Here is a 16,721-nt window from a genome sequence, read left to right as displayed (position 1 = left end):
CATAGGCAAGGGCTATCGAAACGAGCCGGACCATGTCTTGGACCGATGGGGCCGTTCGGCCCTAGCGTCCTGTGCCATGGCTCTGGCAACGCGGACGGACCGACGGCCGTCCATGGCACGCACGGTGTGGGACAGCTCCGTCGGCAAGAAGACCGTGATGGCGGTCAGCGGTCTGATCATGCTGCTGTACCTGGTCGTCCACATGATCGGAAACCTGAAGATCTTCTTCGGGCCCGGCGAGTTCAACGACTACGCGCACTGGCTGCGCACCATCGGCGAGCCGTTCATGCACTACGAGTGGACGCTCTGGCTCATCCGGGTCGTCCTCGTGGCCGCGGTCGTCGCCCACGCCACCTCCGCCTACCAGCTCAGCCGCCGCGACATCAAGGCCCGCCCCAGCAAGTACGTGCACAAGAAGCCCCGGGCCGACTACGCGACGCGCACCATGCGCTGGGGCGGGATCATCCTCGGCCTGTTCATCGTCTGGCACATCCTCGACCTCACGACCGGCACCGTGCACCCGGGCGGCTTCCAGGAGGGCCACCCGTACCAGAACGTCGTGGACACCTTCTCCACCTGGTACGGCAACGTCGTCTACATCGTCGCGATGCTCGCCCTCGGTCTGCACATCCAGCACGGCTTCTGGAGCGCCGCCCAGACCCTGGGCGCAGGCAGCCGCACCCGCGACCGCGCCTTGAAGACCACCGCCAACGTCCTCGCGCTGCTGCTCACGGTGGGCTTCCTCGCCGTACCGGTGGGTGTCATGACTGGAGTCGTGAGCTGATGACCTACACCGACTACGAGACCGGCGAGCCGGTCCTTGACACCAAAGCCCCGTCCGGGCCCGTCAACGAGCGCTGGGACAAGCGCCGTTTCGAGGCCAAGCTGGTCAACCCCGCCAACCGCCGCAAACACACCGTCATCGTCGTCGGCACCGGACTCGCCGGCGGCGCCGCGGGCGCCACGCTCGCCGAACAGGGTTACCACGTCGTCCAGTTCTGCTATCAGGACTCCCCGCGCCGCGCCCACTCCATCGCCGCGCAGGGCGGCATCAACGCCGCGAAGAACTACCGCAACGACGGCGACTCCGTCCACCGGCTGTTCTACGACACCGTCAAGGGCGGCGACTTCCGCGCCCGCGAGTCCAACGTGCACCGGCTCGCGCAGATCTCCGTCGAGATCATCGACCAGTGCGTGGCGCAGGGCGTGCCCTTCGCGCGGGAGTACGGCGGCCTGCTCGACACCCGCTCCTTCGGCGGTGTGCAGGTGTCCCGTACCTTCTACGCCCGTGGCCAGACAGGGCAGCAGCTCCTCCTCGGCGCTTACCAGGCCCTGTCCCGGCAGATCGCCGCGGGCAACGTCGAGATGCACCCGCGCACCGAGATGCTCGACCTGATCGTCATCGACGGGCGGGCGCGCGGGATCGTGGCCCGGGACCTGATCACGGGCAGGATCGACACGTACTTCGCGGACGCCGTCGTACTGGCGAGCGGTGGGTACGGAAACGTCTTCTACCTGTCGACCAACGCGATGAACTCCAACGCCACCGCGATCTGGCGGGCGCACCGGCGTGGCGCGTACTTCGCCAACCCCTGCTTCACCCAGATCCACCCGACCTGCATCCCGCGGACCGGCGATCACCAGTCCAAGCTCACGCTGATGAGCGAGTCGCTGCGCAACGACGGCCGGATCTGGGTGCCGAAGGCCAAGGGGGACACCCGGCCCGCGAGCCGGATCCCCGAGGACGAGCGCGACTACTACCTGGAGCGCATCTACCCGTCCTTCGGCAACCTCGTCCCGCGTGACATCGCCAGCCGCGCCGCGAAGAACGTCTGCGACGAGGGCAGGGGAGTGGGCCCCGGCGGGCAGGGGGTGTACCTGGACTTCGCCGACGCCATCCAGCGGATGGGCCGGGGGGCCGTCGAGGCGAAGTACGGCAACCTCTTCGACATGTACCAGCGGATCACCGACGAGGATCCGTACGAGGTGCCGATGCGGATCTACCCCGCCGTGCACTACACGATGGGCGGCCTGTGGGTCGACTACGACCTCCAGACCACCGTCCCCGGCCTGTTCGCGATCGGCGAGGCCAACTTCTCCGACCACGGAGCCAACCGCCTGGGCGCCTCGGCCCTGATGCAGGGCCTGGCCGACGGCTACTTCGTGCTCCCGGCGACCATCAACGACTACCTCGCGCGCAACCCGCACCAGGAGTCCGCCACCGCCGGACACCCCGCCGTACAGGAGGTGCTGGCCGAGACGGAGGACCGGCTCAACCTTCTCCTCTCCGTCGACGGCGACCGCACACCCGACTCCTTCCACCGCGAGGTCGGCGAACTCATGTGGGAGTTCTGCGGCATGGCCCGCACCGACGCCGGACTGCGCAAGGCCCTGGAACGCATCCCGCAGATCCGCGAGGAGTTCTGGCGGCGGATCAAGGTGCCCGGGACCGGCGAGGAGTTCAACCAGTCGTTGGAGAAGGCCAACCGCATCGTCGACTACCTGGAGCTCGCCGAGCTGATGTGCCTCGACGCGCTGCACCGCAGCGAGTCCTGCGGCGGCCACTTCCGCGAGGAGTCCCAGACCCCCGACGGCGAAGCCGCCCGCAGGGACGACGAGTTCACCTACGCGGCCGCCTGGGAGTTCACGGGCACGGGCCGGGCCCCGGCCCTGCACAAGGAAGACCTGGTCTTCGAGTACGTCCACCCCACTCAGCGGAGCTACGCATGAAGCTCACCCTGCGCGTCTGGCGGCAGCAGAACGCCGACGCCGAAGGCGCGATGTCCACATACGAGGTGGACGGCATCTCCTCCGACATGTCCTTCCTGGAGATGCTCGACACGCTCAACGAGGAACTCATCCTCAAGGGCGAGGACCCGGTCGCCTTCGACCACGACTGCCGCGAGGGCATCTGCGGCGCCTGCTCGCTGGTCATCAACGGCGACGCCCACGGGCCCGAGCGCACCACCACCTGCCAGCTGCACATGCGGTCCTTCAAGGACGGCGACACGATCGACATCGAGCCGTGGCGGGCCTCCGCCTTCCCGGTGATCAAGGACCTGGTCGTCGACCGGACGGCCTTCGACCGGATCATCCAGGCCGGCGGCTACATCACCGCCCCGACCGGCGCCGCGCCCGAGGCGCACGCCACGCCCGTACCGAAGCCGGACGCCGACTTCGCCTTCGAGCACGCGGAGTGCATCGGCTGCGGTGCCTGCGTGGCCGCCTGCCCGAACGGTGCGGCGATGCTGTTCACCTCGGCGAAGATCAACCACCTGAACGTGCTGCCGCAGGGAGCGCCCGAGCGGGAGACGCGGGTGCTGGACATGGTGGCGCAGATGGACGACGAGGGTTTCGGTGGCTGCACGCTGACGGGGGAGTGCGCCACCGCGTGCCCGAAGGGCATCCCGCTGGTGTCCATCACCAGCATGAACAAGGAGTGGCTGCGTGCGACCCGGAAGGTCGCCAGGCGCTGAGCGCTCCGCCGGCTGTGCCGAGTTCGTCCGCGTAGCAGCCGCAGCTCAAGGAACGTTCGCCGACAAGGTGCGGACGGGCGGGACCGGGGTGGTGCTCAGCCCGGTCCCGCCAGGCATCCCTGGCGCGATTCCTTTGTGGGACAAGGGAGTTGGGGCCTTGGAAGGGGTTCATCTTTTCGGTATCTTCACGACGGGTTCATTGGTCACACCCGCATCTCCTTCAACACCCCCCACTTCGAGCGGAGTTCGCGTGACAAGACGTCGTCATTCGGCATGGACGGGCAGCGCGCTGGCGGCTGTGCTGCTCCTCACCACCCAGAGCGGCTTATCCGCCGCAGCCACGCTCACCCCCCCGTCCGCCCCGTCTCCCACCACCGAGTCCAGCTCCACCTCTTCCTCCGCATCCTTGACCGCCCTCCAGGGCAAGCGGTTCACCCTTGTCACCGGTGACGTGGTGACCGTCGGCACGGCGAACGGTGAGCCCCACATCGACGTCGAACCCGCCAAGGGGCGTGAAGGCGTCGGCTTCCTGCAACGGGGCAACGGCACCGATTTCAGCGTCATACCCATGGACGTCGCACCACTCGTGGACTCCGGTCAGGTCGACGACCTGCTCTTCAACCTCAATGCCCTGGACCGCTTCGGTCTCGACGGCGAGTCGACCGACGACGCCGGGCTCCCGCTGATCATCCGGCACCGCGGCCAACGGCTGCCCGCCACCACCCGTGCCGAGGCCGTCCCCGGGGACACGTCGTCGCTGGAGTCGATCGACGCCACCGCCGTGACCCTGGCCGAGGACGACGCCGGCGCACTGTGGCAGACCCTCACCGAACCCGCCGAGGGCGCGGAAAGCGAACTCCGGCCCGCCATCCGGACGGTGTGGCTGGACACGCCGGTCGAGCTCACCGACGGGGGCGGCACGGCGGACGATCCGGAGACCACCCCCCAGGGCGACGTCGCCGTCTCGAACCTGGTCGAGCAGGTCAACGCGGACGGTCTCAGGGAGCGCGGTCTGGACGGGACGGGCGTCCGGGTCGCCGTCATCGACACCGGCGTGCGCGCCGACCATCCCGACCTGAGGGACCGGGTCTCCAAGTCCGAGAACTTCATCACCTGGGACAACGAGACGGGTGACGTGGACGGACACGGCACCCACGTCGCCGGGATCATCGCCGGTACCGGCGCCGCGTCCGGCGGCAAGTACACGGGCGTCGCACCCGGCGCGGAGATCCTCAGCGCACGGGTGCTGTCCGGTCCGCTCAGCGACCTCTCGCACATCATCAACGGCATGGAGTGGGCGGCCGACGAGGGTGTCGACATCGTCAACATGTCCCTCGGGTCGACGGTGCCGAGCGACGGCACCGACCCCTGGTCGCTGGCCACCGACGCACTGCTGGAGCGCGGTGTGCTCCCGGTGGTGTCGGCGGGCAACGACGGCCCGGGCGCCTTCACGGTCTCGCCGCCCTCGGCCGCCGAGGGAGCGCTGTCCGTGGGCGCGGCCGGCGGCGACGACGCGGTCGCGAGCTTCTCCAGCCGCGGCCCGCTCTACGGTGACTACAGCGTCAAGCCCAACATCAAGGCCCCCGGCGTCGCCGTGACGGCGGCCCGCGCCAAGGGCACAGAGGTCGGTGACAGCGACCCGGCCGGTCCGGGTGGCCCGGTCGACGACAACTACACCCGGCTCTCCGGTACGTCCATGGCGGCGCCCGCCGTCGCCGGAGCCGCCGCCCTCGTCATGCAGGCCCACCCGGACTGGACGCCCCAGCAGGTGGCCCAGGCGCTGGTCTCCAGCGCCCGTCCCAGCGCCGACGAGACCGTGTACGACCAGGGCTCCGGCATGGTCGACGCGGAGCGGGCCGTGGACCAGCCGGTCAGGGCCACGACGTCCACCGCGGACTTCGGCCGCCTGACCTGGCCCCGCGATGACGCGGACAGCGACCGCGAGGTGACCTTCACCAACGACTCGGACCAGGACGTCACTCTGGACCTCGCCCTCGACGTCACCTCCGGCCGCGGCGACCTGCCCACGTCCCTGCTCGGCCTGGCCCAGGACCGGCTGACCGTTCCCGCCGGGGGCACGGCCTCCGTGGCCGTCGAGTTCCGGGACAACGGCATCCGCTCCGGCGGTACTCTGGCCGCCCTGCTGACCGCCACGGCCGGCGACGGCGCGACCACGGTGGGAGTGCCGGTCGGCCTCACCCTCGAAACCGAGAGCTACGACCTCAAGCTCAACCTCCGCGACCACCTCGGTCAACCGGCCAGCGGCGTCTCCGTCGTCGACGTCATGCCCATCGGCCGGGACCTGGAACCGTTCGAGAACCCGCACCACATCACCGTCGGCTCGACGATCACGGTCCGGGCGCCCGCCGGCCGCTACGGCATCTCCGCGCTCGTCGCGCGCCGTGACGTCAGCGATGACCCCTATTGGCTCCACAGCGACGAGCTTCTCGCCGGGGAGCCGCTCGTACGGGTGGACGGGGCGGCCGAGATGACGCTCGGCGGCTCGGCGGCTCGGCGGCTCGGCCACACGGTGGACAACGACAAGGTGGAGCGCATCTACCACCAGGTCGGCGTCATCCAGCAGCAGAGCGAGACGCCGCCCGGGGCCGCGAGCCCGTTGAGCGCCACCACCTCCGTCTCGTACGGGCACCGGCCGCCGCAGTTCTGGGCGGTGCCGTCCACCACCCGCAGCACGGAATCCACCTACACGACGTACTACCGGGAGGACCTGGCCGAGGGCTACCGGACCGGCGCTCCGGAGGGTGCGCCCAACGACCCCGGCTACGACTACCCCACCGCCACGGGGCCGGTCTACTACCTCGCCGCCATCCGCGAGGGCGGCATCCCGGCCGACCTCACCCCCCGGGTCAGGGACTCCCAGCTCGCCCGGATCGAGGCCCGCTACGGCGCCTCCCAGGAGACCCGCGGCGGGCCGTCCTCGCTCAAGTCGAAGCTGGCCGTCCCGACCCTCAAGGGCATCCCGGCCGGCGGACGCCGCATCAACGTGGAGTCGCCGGGAACCCGTACGGAGTTCTACACGGCCTCCAGGGACATCACCTGGTCCCAGGAGCTGCGCGCGTCCTGGCAGAACGCGGACGCCCTGGACGCGCTGCCGCATCGCGCCCTGTACACGGAGTCCCGGGCCTACCGGCCCGGCAGCCGTACCGAGTACTGGAACTACCCCGTGGGCGCCCCCGCCCTGGCCGACGACGGCCGGCAGCTGACCCGTGCCGGCGACACCATCACCGTCGACCTGCCGATGGGCGGTGACTCCGACAGCCGGCACCTGTTCACCAGCGACGAATTCTTCGCCAGCTACGACTACACCCTGAGCCGGGACGGCGAGAAGCTCGCCAAGAGCAGGAACGGCGCCACGGAGAGTCCGCGCGACAGCGCGCTCGCCGCCTGGAACGTTCCGGCCGACACCGGCACGTACACCCTCAGGGCCCATGCCGACCGCAGTGCGTGGAACAGCGTGAGCACCGACGTCGAAGGCGTGTGGACCTTCCGTTCCGGTCCGGCCGCCGAGGGCGGGACGACCGCGCTGCCCCTGACGAGCGTGCGGTTCAAGCCGCCGGTCGACGAGTTGTCGCGGGCGGAGGACGACCGTACGGTCGCCGTCCCGTTCACCCTCCAGCGGACCGGCGACCAGAAGCGCGGCAAGGTGCGCGACCTGACCGTCCAGGCGTCGTTCGACGGCGGTACGACCTGGCAGCGGGTGCCGGTGGTGAACAACCGCGCCCTGGTCCCGCATCCGGCGGTCGAGAGCCTGCCGGCCGAGCACGTCGACAGCGACGGGCACGGATATGTCAGCCTGCGGGTCACGGGGGAGGACCGGGCCTCCACCTTCGACGTGACGGTGAAGCGGGCGTACAAGCTCAAGAAGTGACGTCGTGATGCCGAGGGCTGCGCCGACGACAGACGTCGGCGCAGCCCTCCGGCATATGGGCGATGCTCACCCCGTCCGGCCGGCGAAGATCCCGGCGAGCCGTCGGTACGAGTCCGTCAGGGCCGCCCGGTCGTAGGTGCTGGTCGTGACCAGGACCTCCTGTGCCGCGGTCTCCTTCAGCAGGATCTCAAGCTGGTGCGCGACCTGCTCCTCGGTGCCGGCGATGTGCCCGGAGAGTCCGGACTCGTAGAAGCCGCGCTCCCTCGCCGTCATGGTGAGCGCCTCGACGTGTTCGGCGGGCGGGAGGGGCGGGAAGGTGCCGTGGGTGCGCGCATACGCCATCGACCACGCCTCCGGGATCAGCAGGCGCCGGGCTGCTTCGGGGGTGGCGGCGACGGCGACCGTGCCGGAGACGACGACGTACGGTTCGCTCGCCCGGGGTGACGGGCGGAAGTGGGCACGGTAGTGGTCGATGCCGCGCTGCATCCTGTCGCGGTCGCGGAGGTCGCCGATCACCATCGGCAGGCCCGCGCGGGCGGCGATCGCGGCGCCCTCGCCCATGGCCAGTACGAACGGCGGGACGGCGAGGCCTTCCGCAGGACGTGCGTGCACTCCTGTCGGGGAGGTGCCGTCGAACCAGCCCAGCAATTCGTCCAGTTGGGCCGCGAAGTCCTCGGCGTCGTCCTTGTCGCGTCCCAGTGCCCTGCGGACGCCGTCCGTGAAGCCGACGGACCGGCCGAGCCCCATGTCGATCCGGCCCGGGAAGAGGGACTCCAGCACTCCGAACTGCTCGGCCACGACCAGGGGCCGGTGATTGGGCAGCATCACGCCGCCCGTCCCGACCCGGATCGTCCGGGTCGCCCCCGCCACGGCCGCGGCCAGCACGGTGGGCGCGGAACCGGCGACACCCGGGACACCATGGTGTTCCGAGACCCAGAAACGGTGGTAGCCGAGCCCCTCCAGGCGCTGCGCGAACCGTACGGTGTCACGCAGCGCCTCGGCGCTGGTGCCGCCCTCGCGGGTGCGGGAACGGTCGAGCACGGAGAAGCGGGTCGAGGCGATCAGCGAACTCATACCGGTTTCAACACCCGGGTGAGGATGGCATTCCCGCCCTCACCCGGCGTCGGGGCCCGGTGCGTCAGTCGGAGTCCTCCAGGCGGAAGCCGACCTTCAGGCCGACCTGCCAGTGCGCGATCTCACCGTCCTCCAGCTGGCCCCGGACCTGTGTCACCTCGAACCAGTCCAGGTTGCGCAAGGTCTGCGAGGCGCGGGCGATGCCGTTGCGGATGGCCTGGTCGACGCCTTCGGGCGAGCTGCCGACGATCTCGGTGACCCGATAGGTGTGGCTCGGCATGCGGGTGCTCCTCTCCGCGCTGACGACATGGCTGTCACACGTCACTCCACCGTGCCTCAGCTCGCGGCGGAGTGCGAGCGGTGTCAGCGGACCACGCTCAGTGACAGCGCGAACCGGCCGTCGCCGTCCGTCCACCAGTGGGCCAGATCGAGCCCCGCCGCGGACAACTCGGCGCGCACGCCCTCCTTCCGGAACTTCGCCGACACCTCCGTGCGCAGCTCCTCACCGGCCGTGAAATCGACGGCGAGATCGAGTGCGGGCACCTTCACGGTCTGCGTGAGAAGGGAGCGCAGCCGCATCTCGATCCATTCGTTCTCGGTGTCCCAGAGCGCCACGTGCTCGAACGCCTCGGGGTCGAAGTCGGCGCCCAGCTCGCGGTTGACGACGGTCAGGACGTTCTTGTTGAACGCGGCCGTCACCCCGGCCGCGTCGTCGTACGCCCGCACCAGCACCCGCTCGTCCTTGACCAGGTCCGTGCCGAGCAGCAGCGCGTCACCGGGGCAGAGCAGGGCGCGGACCGAGGCGAAGAAGGCCGCGCGTTCCGCCGGGACCAGATTGCCGATCGTGCCGCCGAGGAAGGCCAGCAGCCGGGGTCCCGGCGTGTCCGGCAGCTCCACCCGCGTGGTGAAGTCGGCGATCAGCGCGTGCACGCTCAGCCCCGGCCGCTCCGCGATGAGGGCGTGCCCGGCCTGGGCGAGGGCGCTGTCGCTGACGTCGACCGGGACGTACGTGCGCAGGCCGGTGAGCGCGTCGATGAGGTAGCGGGTCTTCTCGGAGGAGCCGGAGCCGAGTTCTACCAGGGTGCGGGCATGGGTCGCGGCGGCGATCTCATCGGCCCGGCTGATGAGGATCTCCCGTTCGGCGCGCGTCGGGTAGTACTCGGGCAACTCGGTGATCTGCTCGAAGAGTTCGCTGCCGTGGGCGTCGTAGAACCACTTCGGCGGCAGGGTCTTGGGCGTGCGGGTCAGGCCGTGCAGGACGTCGGCGCGCAGGGCGGCCTCGGTGGCGTCCTCGGGCAGGGTGCGGGTGACAACGAACGGGCTCACGTACGGGGCTCCTTCAGGGGTGCCGATGCCATGTCGTCGCTCGGGTCCTTGAGCGGGGTGAGCAGCACGTCGGTGCGGCTCGCGGTCAGGAGGGTGCGGTCGGGGACCTCCTGCCAGTGCGGGTCGTCGTCGTAGGGCTCGGAGGCCACGACCGTGCCGGGGCCCGGGAGGTACCAGAGGGTGTCGCCCCAGGCCGTCGCGGCGATCGTCGCGCCGTCCGTGAGCAGCAGGTTGAGCCGGGAGCCGGGGGCCGCCGCGGCGACCTCCGCGGCCGTGTCGGCGAGCGCCTGGCCCGCGGCGTCCCCGGTGCGCAGCCGGTTCAGCACCAGCGCCCAGACCAGTGCCGAGTCGCAGCGGGCCTCCAGGGACAGCAGGTCCACCGCCGGCAGTTGCCGGGCGAGCCGGGCGAGCGAGCCGGGCCAGCCCTTGACGGCGCCGTTGTGGCTGAACAGCCACCGGTCCGCGGCGAACGGCGCCGCCGCCGCCTCCCCGTCCGCGCCCGCCTCGGTCGCGTCCCGGACCGCGGCCAGCACAGACGTCGTACGGACGACCCGGGCGAGGTCCGCGAAGGACAGGTCCGCCCAGATGGGCCCCGTCCGGCGGTAGCGCGCCGGGACCGGGTCCCCTTCCGCGTACCAGCCGACGCCGAAACCATCGGCGTTGACGGTGCCGTACCGCTGCCGCCGGGGCGCCCACGACTGGCGGAACATACCGTGCGGCGGCTCCACCAGGAGTCGGCCCACCGGCGACAGCGGTCCGACATAGGCCAGATGACGGCACATCAGACATCCCCCGAGCGGGCCGTACGGAACCCGGAGAAGATCTGCCGCCGGATCGGGTAGTCCCAGTTGCGGAAGGTGCCCCGGCACGCGACCGCGTCCACGGCGAACGCGCCGCCGCGCAGCACCTTGTACTCGGGGCCGAAGAACACTTGCGAGTACTCCTTGTACGGGAACGCCTGGAACCCCGGGTACGGCAGGAAGTCGCTCGCCGTCCACTCCCACACGTCACCCATCAACTGCCGTACGCCCAGCGGCGATTCGCCCGCCGGGTAGCTGCCGGCCGGGGCCGGGCGCAGATGCCGCTGGCCGAGGTTGGCGCGCTCGGGCCCCGGGTCGGCGTCGCCCCACGGGTAGCGCATCGAGCGGTCGCCGGCCGGGTCGTGCCGGGCGGCCTTCTCCCACTCCGCCTCCGTGGGCAGCCGCCGCCCGGCCCAGCGGGCGTAGGCGTCCGCCTCGTACCAGCACACGTGCAGCACCGGCTCGTCCGGCGGCACGGCCTCGGTCGTGCCGAAGCGGCGCCGCAGCCACTGCTTGCCGTCACGGCGCCAGAACAGCGGCGCGAAGACGGAGTTCTTGCGGATGTGCGCCCAGCCCTCGGGCGTCCACCAGCGCGGGTCGTCGTAGCCGCCGTCCTCGATGAACGCCTGGTAGGCGCCGTTCGTCACCGGCGTCGTGTCGATGTAGAAGGGCGCCACCTCGCGCCGGTGCGCGGGACGTTCGTTGTCCAGCGCCCAGGGCTCGGTGGAGGTGCCCATGGTGAACGGGCCGCCGGGGACGAGGACTTCGGCCGGACCGGTGAACAGCGGGGCCGGCTCCGGGTCCGGGGCGGTGAGCGCCTGCGGGCCAGTGCGGAGCTGATGGGTGATCAGCATCGTCTCGTCGTGCTGCTGTTCGTGCTGCGCGATCATGCCGAAGGCGAACCCGGCCTCCGTGAGCCGCGTGCCGTGGAAGGCGGTGCTCTCCAGCACGTCCATGACCCGCCCGCGCACCTCAGCCGCATACCGCCGGGCCTCGTCGGGCGGCAGCAGGGGCAGCGAGGGGCGCTCGGCGCGCGGGTGCTCGAAGGCGTCGTACAGGCCGTCGATCTCGGGCCGCATCGCCTCCCGCCCCGCGACGGTCCGCAGCAGCCACTGCTCCTCCTGGTTGCCGATGTGGGCGAGGTCCCACACCAGCGGGGACATCAGCGGCGAGTGCTGCGCGGTGAGGTCGGGATCCTCGACACAGGAGGTGAGGAGCGTGGTGCGGTCGCGGGCCGTGGTGAGGGTGGCCAGCGCCTGCTCCCGGAGCTTGTCTTCGTCGGGGGCGGTCATGTGCGGATGTCCTTCCCGTGTGCGGGCCCGGGTGAGGTGGGGGGCGTGCCGTGCAGCCCGTCCAAGAGGTCGTCGGCGGGACTGCGGCCCTGGCTGACATAGCGGTCCAGATACGCCCGGACGGCGTCCGTGACCTCGGTGCCGGCGCCGAGCCGGGGCAGGGCGTCCAGCGCGGCGGTGAAACAGACGACCGCCGCCTCGTGCAGCTCGGGGTCGGCCAGGCCGTGCCGGGCCGCGTCGAGCCAGAGCGGATTGTGCGGCGCGGGCAGCGCCAGGGCGCGCTCGGCCAGCGGTTTCACGGTCCGGTAGGCGGTCTCGGCGGCCTCCGCGTCGTCGAAGAGGGCCGTCGTCACGGCGAGCGGCACGATCCACCCGTCGTCGCCGGGCTGCGCGTCGATCATCCGCAGTTCCAGATGGCCACGCGGTCTGACCGGCGGGAAGAGGGTCGTGATGTGGTAGTCCAGATCCTCGTGGGTCGGTGGCCGCGGCGCGGCCGATCTGGTCCACTCCCGGAAGGTCAGCCCGTCCGGGACGTCCCAGGGGCCGCCGTCCCGCCGTACGCACATCACCGGCGCGTCCAGCACATGCCGGGCCCAGGCGGTTCGCGGGTCCCCGTCCAGCGGGGGCGCCCCCGCGCGGCCCGCGCCGATCTCGACCCACTGCAGCTGCCGGCTGGAGCGCCAGCCGGTGGACCGCCGTGCGGCGAGCGGGGAGTTGGCGAACGCGGCGAGGAGCACCGCGCCCAGCTGATGCGCCAGCCACCAGCGCCGCCCGTGCCCGAGCGGACCGGGCTCCTCGTATCCCGCGTCCAGGCAGACCTGCACCGATGCCGAGGTGCACATCATGGCGCGGCCGGCCGGGCCGGTGCGGTCGAAATAGGTCTCCATGGCTTCGTAGCGCGGTTCGTGGAGGAACCGGCGGGGCGAGTGCCAGGGATCCTGGCCGACGCCGACGAGGCCGAGGTCGCTCTCGGCGAGCACCGCGCGGACGGCGTCGAGGTCCGCGGAGACGGTACCGATGACTTCCGTCAGGGAGGCGGCGGGCGGCGAGCTGAGCTCCAGCTGGCCGCCGGGCTCGACGGTGAGCGCCGACCTCAGGGGCACGGTACGCAGTGCGGCGTAGGCCGCTTCGAGTCGTTCGGGTGTCACGGGGAGCTGCGGTGTCCGCAGCTCGTGGACGAGCCATTCCACTTCGACCCCGAGGCTGCGGGGCGGGCCGGTCTTGAAGCAGATGCCGCGGACCAGCGCCTCGACCTCTGCTTCGGAGACGGCTGTACGAGGCCTCGTACAGCCATGTGCCGAATCGGACATGTCGGGATCCTCCTGAGATTCCACCATGCCACCGGTCCGGCTTCCGGGTGGGCCGGAGGTGGCACACCCGATCCACCCAAGACCCTCGCGTCGCTTCGCACAAGGGTGCGTACCGGCACGTCCGGGACCCGTCATCTCCGCGTCCCGGGCGCTTGTCCGAGCGTTTCCGGGGGCGGAAACCCTGTTGCACCGCATGACCAGCATCGCTCACGATGCGTGCATGAGCACGACGGGGGAGCGCGCGGGGCGTGCGCTCATGACGCCCACGGGGGTGGCGCCATGAGCGCACGCCTCCGTGGCATCGCGCGGGAGACGGCGCAGATCGTGACGGCGGGCGCGTACCGCGCCGCGGACGGCAGCGAGATCTCCCTCACCGCGGCGATCGAGGCCGCGCGGGACGGCACGCGGATGTACGGGCCGGACCCGGTGCCGGTGGCTCCGCCGCTTTCGGTGGACACGTTCTTCGAGGTCACCGGCGAGAGCAGCCTGGAGGCCGCCCGCCGGCTCGCCCCCGAAGTCGCCGTCCTGAACTTCGCCTCCGCCCGAAACCCCGGCGGCGGCTTCCTCAATGGCGCGCAGGCCCAGGAGGAGGCCCTGTGCCGGGCCTCCGCGCTGTACACCTGCCTGTCCGGAGTGCGGGAGTTCTACGACCACCACCGCGCCCACCGCGACCCGTTCTACACCGACCGTGTCATCCACTCACCGGCCGTACCCGTCTTCCGCGACGACGACGGCCGTCTGCTGGACGAGCCGTACACCGCCGGTTTCCTGACGGCCGCGGCGCCCAATGCCGGTGTGGTCCTGCGTACGGCGCCGGAGCGCGCGGGGGAGCTGCCGCGGGCCCTGGCGGTCCGGGCCGAGCGGGTGCTGGAGACGGCCGTGGCCAACGGCTACCGGCGGCTGGTGCTGGGCGCCTGGGGCTGCGGCGTGTTCCGCAACGATCCGGCGCAGGTGGCGGGGGCGTTTCGGGGGCTGCTGGTCGACGGACGGTTCAAGGGCCGGTTCGAACGCGTCACCTTCGCGGTACTGGACCGGGCGACGCATGCGACGGTCCGCGGCGCGTTCGAGCGGGCCTTCGCCTGAGTGTCCCGTAGGGGCACGGAGCAGCCGAGCGAGCGGAAGCGACCCGCCACAGACGGCCCGCGGCATGCTGCATCACGTCCAGCCGTACCGCAACCGCAGCCGGTGCACGACGGAGTTGAACCGCATCCGGTCCAGTGCGCACGCCTCCCGGCGCATGCCCTCCTCGTGCAGCCGCAGCACCCGGTCGACATCGACCCACGAGTCGCGCCCCGACGTGTCCCACGGCCCGTTCCCGATCGGCACCCACTCGCGGTGCCCGTCATGCCGTTTGCTCGACAACTGCACCGCGAGAAAGGTGCCGCCGGCCTCGCGCGCCACCACCAGTACCGGACGGTCCTTGCCCCGCCCGTCGTTCTCTTCGAAAGGCACCCACGTCCACACGATCTCCCCGGGATCGGGGTCGCCGTCGTGCGCGGGCGAGTACTCGGTGCGCACCCGCCCGACATCACCCGGCTCGGCTTCAGTGGTGGCGGTGGGCCCGTAGCGCCCCGGCACATCCTGCTCGGCAAAGGAAGTCACGCCCTCACGCTAGTGCCGCGACCCGCGCCCCCGTCAGGGGGCCCGGGGTACCGCGCGATCAACCACGTACCACCCGCAGTTGGCCGCCACAGCCGAAGCCATGGCGCTACGACTCCTTGTCGGCCTGCACCTATTCCACAGCGACCTTGTCACCAGGCATCCCATTGACCCCGGCCGAGCCGTCGGCAGGCACGGGCGCCCCGTTCATGGACGACAGCAGCTGCCGAGCCAGCCCCAACCCGGTCCCACCCATCGTGAGCGCCTTGGCGAACATGTCCGCCATCCCGTCCGCCCCGTTGAGCAGAACCATGTTGTCGACGTTGCCGAACGCGGACGCCCCGGCCTCCACGATCTCCGGCCACCGTTCGGCCAGTTGCTGCGCGATCACCGCCTCCTGGTTCTCCGCCAGCGCAGCGCTCCGTGCCTTGATTCCCTCGGCCTCCGCGAGCGCCTTCGCCCGCGCCGCCTCGGCGACGGCGAGCCCCTTGGCCTGCCGGGCGGCGGCCTCGGCCTCACCGGTGACCTGCGTCGCGGTTGCCTCGGCCGCGGCCGCGAGCTCGGTCTCCTTGGCCTTGGCCTGCGCCGCGGAGATACGGGCGTCGCGCTCGGCCTCGGCGAGTGTCCGTTTCTCGTAGGCCTTGGCGTCGGCCGGCTTGCGGACGTCAGCCTGGAGCTGTTGCTCGCGCCGGGCCGCCTTCAACTCCGCGACCCGGGTCTCCTGGACGACGACCTCCTGCCGGGCGGCGGCCTCGGCGAGCGGACCGGCCTGCTTGGCGCGCGCCGAGGCGTCGTCCCGCTCGGCCTGGTAGCCGGCCTGGAGGATCTCGCTGTCCCGGGTGGCCTCCGCCATGCGCGCGGCGGCCTGCTGCTCGGCCTCGGTGGCGAGACGGTTGGCCTCGGCCTGGGCGATCCGGGCGTCCCGCTGGACGGCCGCCGCGTGCGGCATGGCCAGGTTCTTGATGTAGCCGGTCGGGTCCTCGATCTCGTGGATCTGCAACGAGTCGACGATCAGCCCCAGTTTCTCCATCTCCGTACCGCACGCCGCCCGGGTCTGGCCGGTCAGCTTCTCGCGGTCCCGGATCATGTCCTCGACCGTCAACCCGCCCACGATGGACCGGAGATGACCGGCGAACACATTGTGCACCCGCTCCGAGACCCGCTTCTGCTGGCCCAGGAAGCGGCGGGCCGCGTTCGCGATGGACACGAAGTCGTCGCCCACCTTGAAGATGACCACGCCCCGGATCTTCAGCGGAATGCCCTGGAAGGTCACGCACTCCACGGCCAGTTCGGTCTGGTTCAGATCGAGGGACAGTTTGCGCACCGCCTGCATACCGGGCAGCACGAGGGTGCCGCGCCCGGTGACGATACGGAAGTTCATGCCCTCCGTCAGGCCCTCCATCTTGTGCTTGGAGCCCGAGATGATCAGGGCCTCGTTCGGTTCGGCCACGCGCCACATCAGTTTGAACAGAGCGATCAGTACCAGAGCGACCGCTGCGGTCGCTGCCGCGATGACGCCGATGGACATCGGCACACCCCCCTTGGACAGGTGCCCTTTCGGCACCGAACGTCGGGAGTTTCCCGCGCGGTCCGGCGGTGGTACAGATACCGGGGGACCGTTGTTGCAGTCCTGATGCCAACCGGTGGCGGAAGGCCGACGCACGGCGATCGAATTACCCGACGGACCGTCAACTGTCGTACGCCGCCGACACATAGACGGTGCGCGGCGGCAGATACTCGATCACCATCACGAGCGTCCCCGGCTCGATCCGGTCCTTCGCGGAGGCGGGGTACGCGAGAAAGTGCTCGGCGCCGCCCCGCACCCGGACGATCACCTCGCCGACGAGCCCGGGACCGACCGCACCGGTCACCCGTCCCATCAGCCCGACCATCGACGCTTCGTCCATGGTCACAGCGTACGGGTCACATCCCGGCCCCGAACCCGCTCACAAGGC

At 71.1% G+C, this 16,721-nt stretch carries 14 protein-coding genes; 5 read left to right on the top strand and 9 right to left on the bottom strand.

Features of this window, described 5'->3' with window-relative positions; translation table 11 throughout:
- Positions 1-112 precede the first annotated feature (112 nt).
- The 4 genes from GFH49_RS03590 to GFH49_RS03575 all read left to right on the top strand — a co-directional run bounded on the left by GFH49_RS03590 (position 113) and on the right by GFH49_RS03575 (position 7,365).
- Complete coding sequence (locus GFH49_RS03590; RefSeq protein ID WP_155054263.1) at positions 113-784, top strand: succinate dehydrogenase; 672 nt, start codon at positions 113-115, stop codon at positions 782-784.
- Entirely contained in the window at positions 784-2,730 is a 1,947-nt protein-coding gene (locus tag GFH49_RS03585; RefSeq protein WP_155054262.1) for a fumarate reductase/succinate dehydrogenase flavoprotein subunit, read from the top strand. Before GFH49_RS03590 ends, GFH49_RS03585 begins: the two co-directional genes overlap by 1 nt.
- The gene (locus tag GFH49_RS03580; protein WP_155054261.1) at positions 2,727-3,476 is read left to right on the top strand and encodes a succinate dehydrogenase/fumarate reductase iron-sulfur subunit; all 750 of its coding nucleotides are present in this window, start codon (positions 2,727-2,729) and stop codon (positions 3,474-3,476) included. The genes GFH49_RS03585 and GFH49_RS03580 overlap by 4 nt, the downstream gene beginning before the upstream one ends.
- A gap of 406 nt (positions 3,477-3,882) precedes the next feature.
- Positions 3,883-7,365 carry a S8 family peptidase gene (locus tag GFH49_RS03575; RefSeq protein WP_155054260.1) on the top strand — a complete coding sequence of 1,161 codons (3,483 nt, stop codon included), beginning with the start codon at positions 3,883-3,885 and terminating at the stop codon, positions 7,363-7,365.
- A gap of 66 nt (positions 7,366-7,431) precedes the next feature.
- Here the strand turns inward: GFH49_RS03575 and GFH49_RS03570 are convergent, their stop codons facing one another.
- The 6 genes from GFH49_RS03570 to egtA form a co-directional block, all read right to left on the bottom strand.
- A complete protein-coding gene (locus GFH49_RS03570; protein WP_155054259.1) occupies positions 7,432-8,439 on the bottom strand; it encodes an LLM class flavin-dependent oxidoreductase in 1,008 nt (335 codons plus the stop codon).
- A gap of 64 nt (positions 8,440-8,503) precedes the next feature.
- Positions 8,504-8,719, bottom strand: a complete 216-nt coding sequence (locus GFH49_RS03565; protein ID WP_155054258.1) for a dodecin — start codon at positions 8,717-8,719, stop codon at positions 8,504-8,506.
- A gap of 83 nt (positions 8,720-8,802) precedes the next feature.
- Complete coding sequence (egtD, locus tag GFH49_RS03560; protein WP_155054257.1) at positions 8,803-9,765, bottom strand: L-histidine N(alpha)-methyltransferase; 963 nt, start codon at positions 9,763-9,765, stop codon at positions 8,803-8,805.
- Positions 9,762-10,547 carry an ergothioneine biosynthesis protein EgtC gene (gene egtC, locus GFH49_RS03555; RefSeq protein WP_155054256.1) on the bottom strand — a complete coding sequence of 262 codons (786 nt, stop codon included), beginning with the start codon at positions 10,545-10,547 and terminating at the stop codon, positions 9,762-9,764. Before egtC ends, egtD begins: the two co-directional genes overlap by 4 nt.
- Positions 10,547-11,857, bottom strand: a complete 1,311-nt coding sequence (egtB, locus tag GFH49_RS03550; RefSeq protein ID WP_155054255.1) for an ergothioneine biosynthesis protein EgtB — start codon at positions 11,855-11,857, stop codon at positions 10,547-10,549. Before egtB ends, egtC begins: the two co-directional genes overlap by 1 nt.
- Entirely contained in the window at positions 11,854-13,167 is a 1,314-nt protein-coding gene (egtA, locus tag GFH49_RS03545) for an ergothioneine biosynthesis glutamate--cysteine ligase EgtA (RefSeq protein ID WP_155054254.1), read from the bottom strand. Before egtA ends, egtB begins: the two co-directional genes overlap by 4 nt.
- 279 nt (positions 13,168-13,446) lie before the next feature.
- Between egtA and GFH49_RS03540 the strand changes: the two genes are divergently transcribed.
- Positions 13,447-14,250 (top strand): TIGR02452 family protein, encoded by an 804-nt coding sequence (locus tag GFH49_RS03540; protein ID WP_196217835.1) that lies wholly within the window; start codon positions 13,447-13,449, stop codon positions 14,248-14,250.
- A 72-nt stretch (positions 14,251-14,322) separates the two neighbouring features.
- On the opposite strand, the gene GFH49_RS03535 is transcribed toward GFH49_RS03540, so the two are convergent.
- From GFH49_RS03535 to GFH49_RS03525, 3 genes are all read right to left on the bottom strand, one after another.
- The gene (locus GFH49_RS03535) at positions 14,323-14,769 is read right to left on the bottom strand and encodes a type II toxin-antitoxin system PemK/MazF family toxin (RefSeq protein WP_155054252.1); all 447 of its coding nucleotides are present in this window, start codon (positions 14,767-14,769) and stop codon (positions 14,323-14,325) included.
- A gap of 130 nt (positions 14,770-14,899) precedes the next feature.
- Positions 14,900-16,294: a flotillin family protein gene (locus tag GFH49_RS03530; protein ID WP_155054251.1), complete on the bottom strand. Its 1,395-nt coding sequence runs from the start codon at positions 16,292-16,294 to the stop codon at positions 14,900-14,902.
- 160 nt (positions 16,295-16,454) lie between these two features.
- Positions 16,455-16,673 (bottom strand): NfeD C-terminal domain-containing protein, encoded by a 219-nt coding sequence (locus GFH49_RS03525; protein ID WP_216869437.1) that lies wholly within the window; start codon positions 16,671-16,673, stop codon positions 16,455-16,457.
- Between the last annotated feature and the right edge of the window lie 48 nt (positions 16,674-16,721).

The organism is Streptomyces blattellae (assembly GCF_009709555.1).
Taxonomy (GTDB): Bacteria; Actinomycetota; Actinomycetes; order Streptomycetales; family Streptomycetaceae; genus Streptomyces; species Streptomyces blattellae.
Note: the sequence above shows the minus strand (reverse complement) of the source record. Positions and strands in the feature narration are given on the sequence as shown.

Coding starts and splice junctions, on each gene's coding strand:
- GFH49_RS03585 (WP_155054262.1), top strand. CDS start 784: ATGACCTACACCGACTACGAGACCGGCGAGCCGGTCCTTGACACCAAA.
- GFH49_RS03530 (WP_155054251.1), bottom strand. CDS start 16,294: ATGTCCATCGGCGTCATCGCGGCAGCGACCGCAGCGGTCGCTCTGGTA.
- GFH49_RS03540 (WP_196217835.1), top strand. CDS start 13,447: ATGAGCGCACGCCTCCGTGGCATCGCGCGGGAGACGGCGCAGATCGTG.
- GFH49_RS03580 (WP_155054261.1), top strand. CDS start 2,727: ATGAAGCTCACCCTGCGCGTCTGGCGGCAGCAGAACGCCGACGCCGAA.
- GFH49_RS03565 (WP_155054258.1), bottom strand. CDS start 8,719: ATGCCGAGCCACACCTATCGGGTCACCGAGATCGTCGGCAGCTCGCCC.
- GFH49_RS03590 (WP_155054263.1), top strand. CDS start 113: ATGGCACGCACGGTGTGGGACAGCTCCGTCGGCAAGAAGACCGTGATG.
- egtB (WP_155054255.1), bottom strand. CDS start 11,857: ATGACCGCCCCCGACGAAGACAAGCTCCGGGAGCAGGCGCTGGCCACC.
- GFH49_RS03570 (WP_155054259.1), bottom strand. CDS start 8,439: ATGAGTTCGCTGATCGCCTCGACCCGCTTCTCCGTGCTCGACCGTTCC.
- GFH49_RS03525 (WP_216869437.1), bottom strand. CDS start 16,673: ATGGACGAAGCGTCGATGGTCGGGCTGATGGGACGGGTGACCGGTGCG.
- egtA (WP_155054254.1), bottom strand. CDS start 13,167: ATGTCCGATTCGGCACATGGCTGTACGAGGCCTCGTACAGCCGTCTCC.
- egtC (WP_155054256.1), bottom strand. CDS start 10,547: ATGTGCCGTCATCTGGCCTATGTCGGACCGCTGTCGCCGGTGGGCCGA.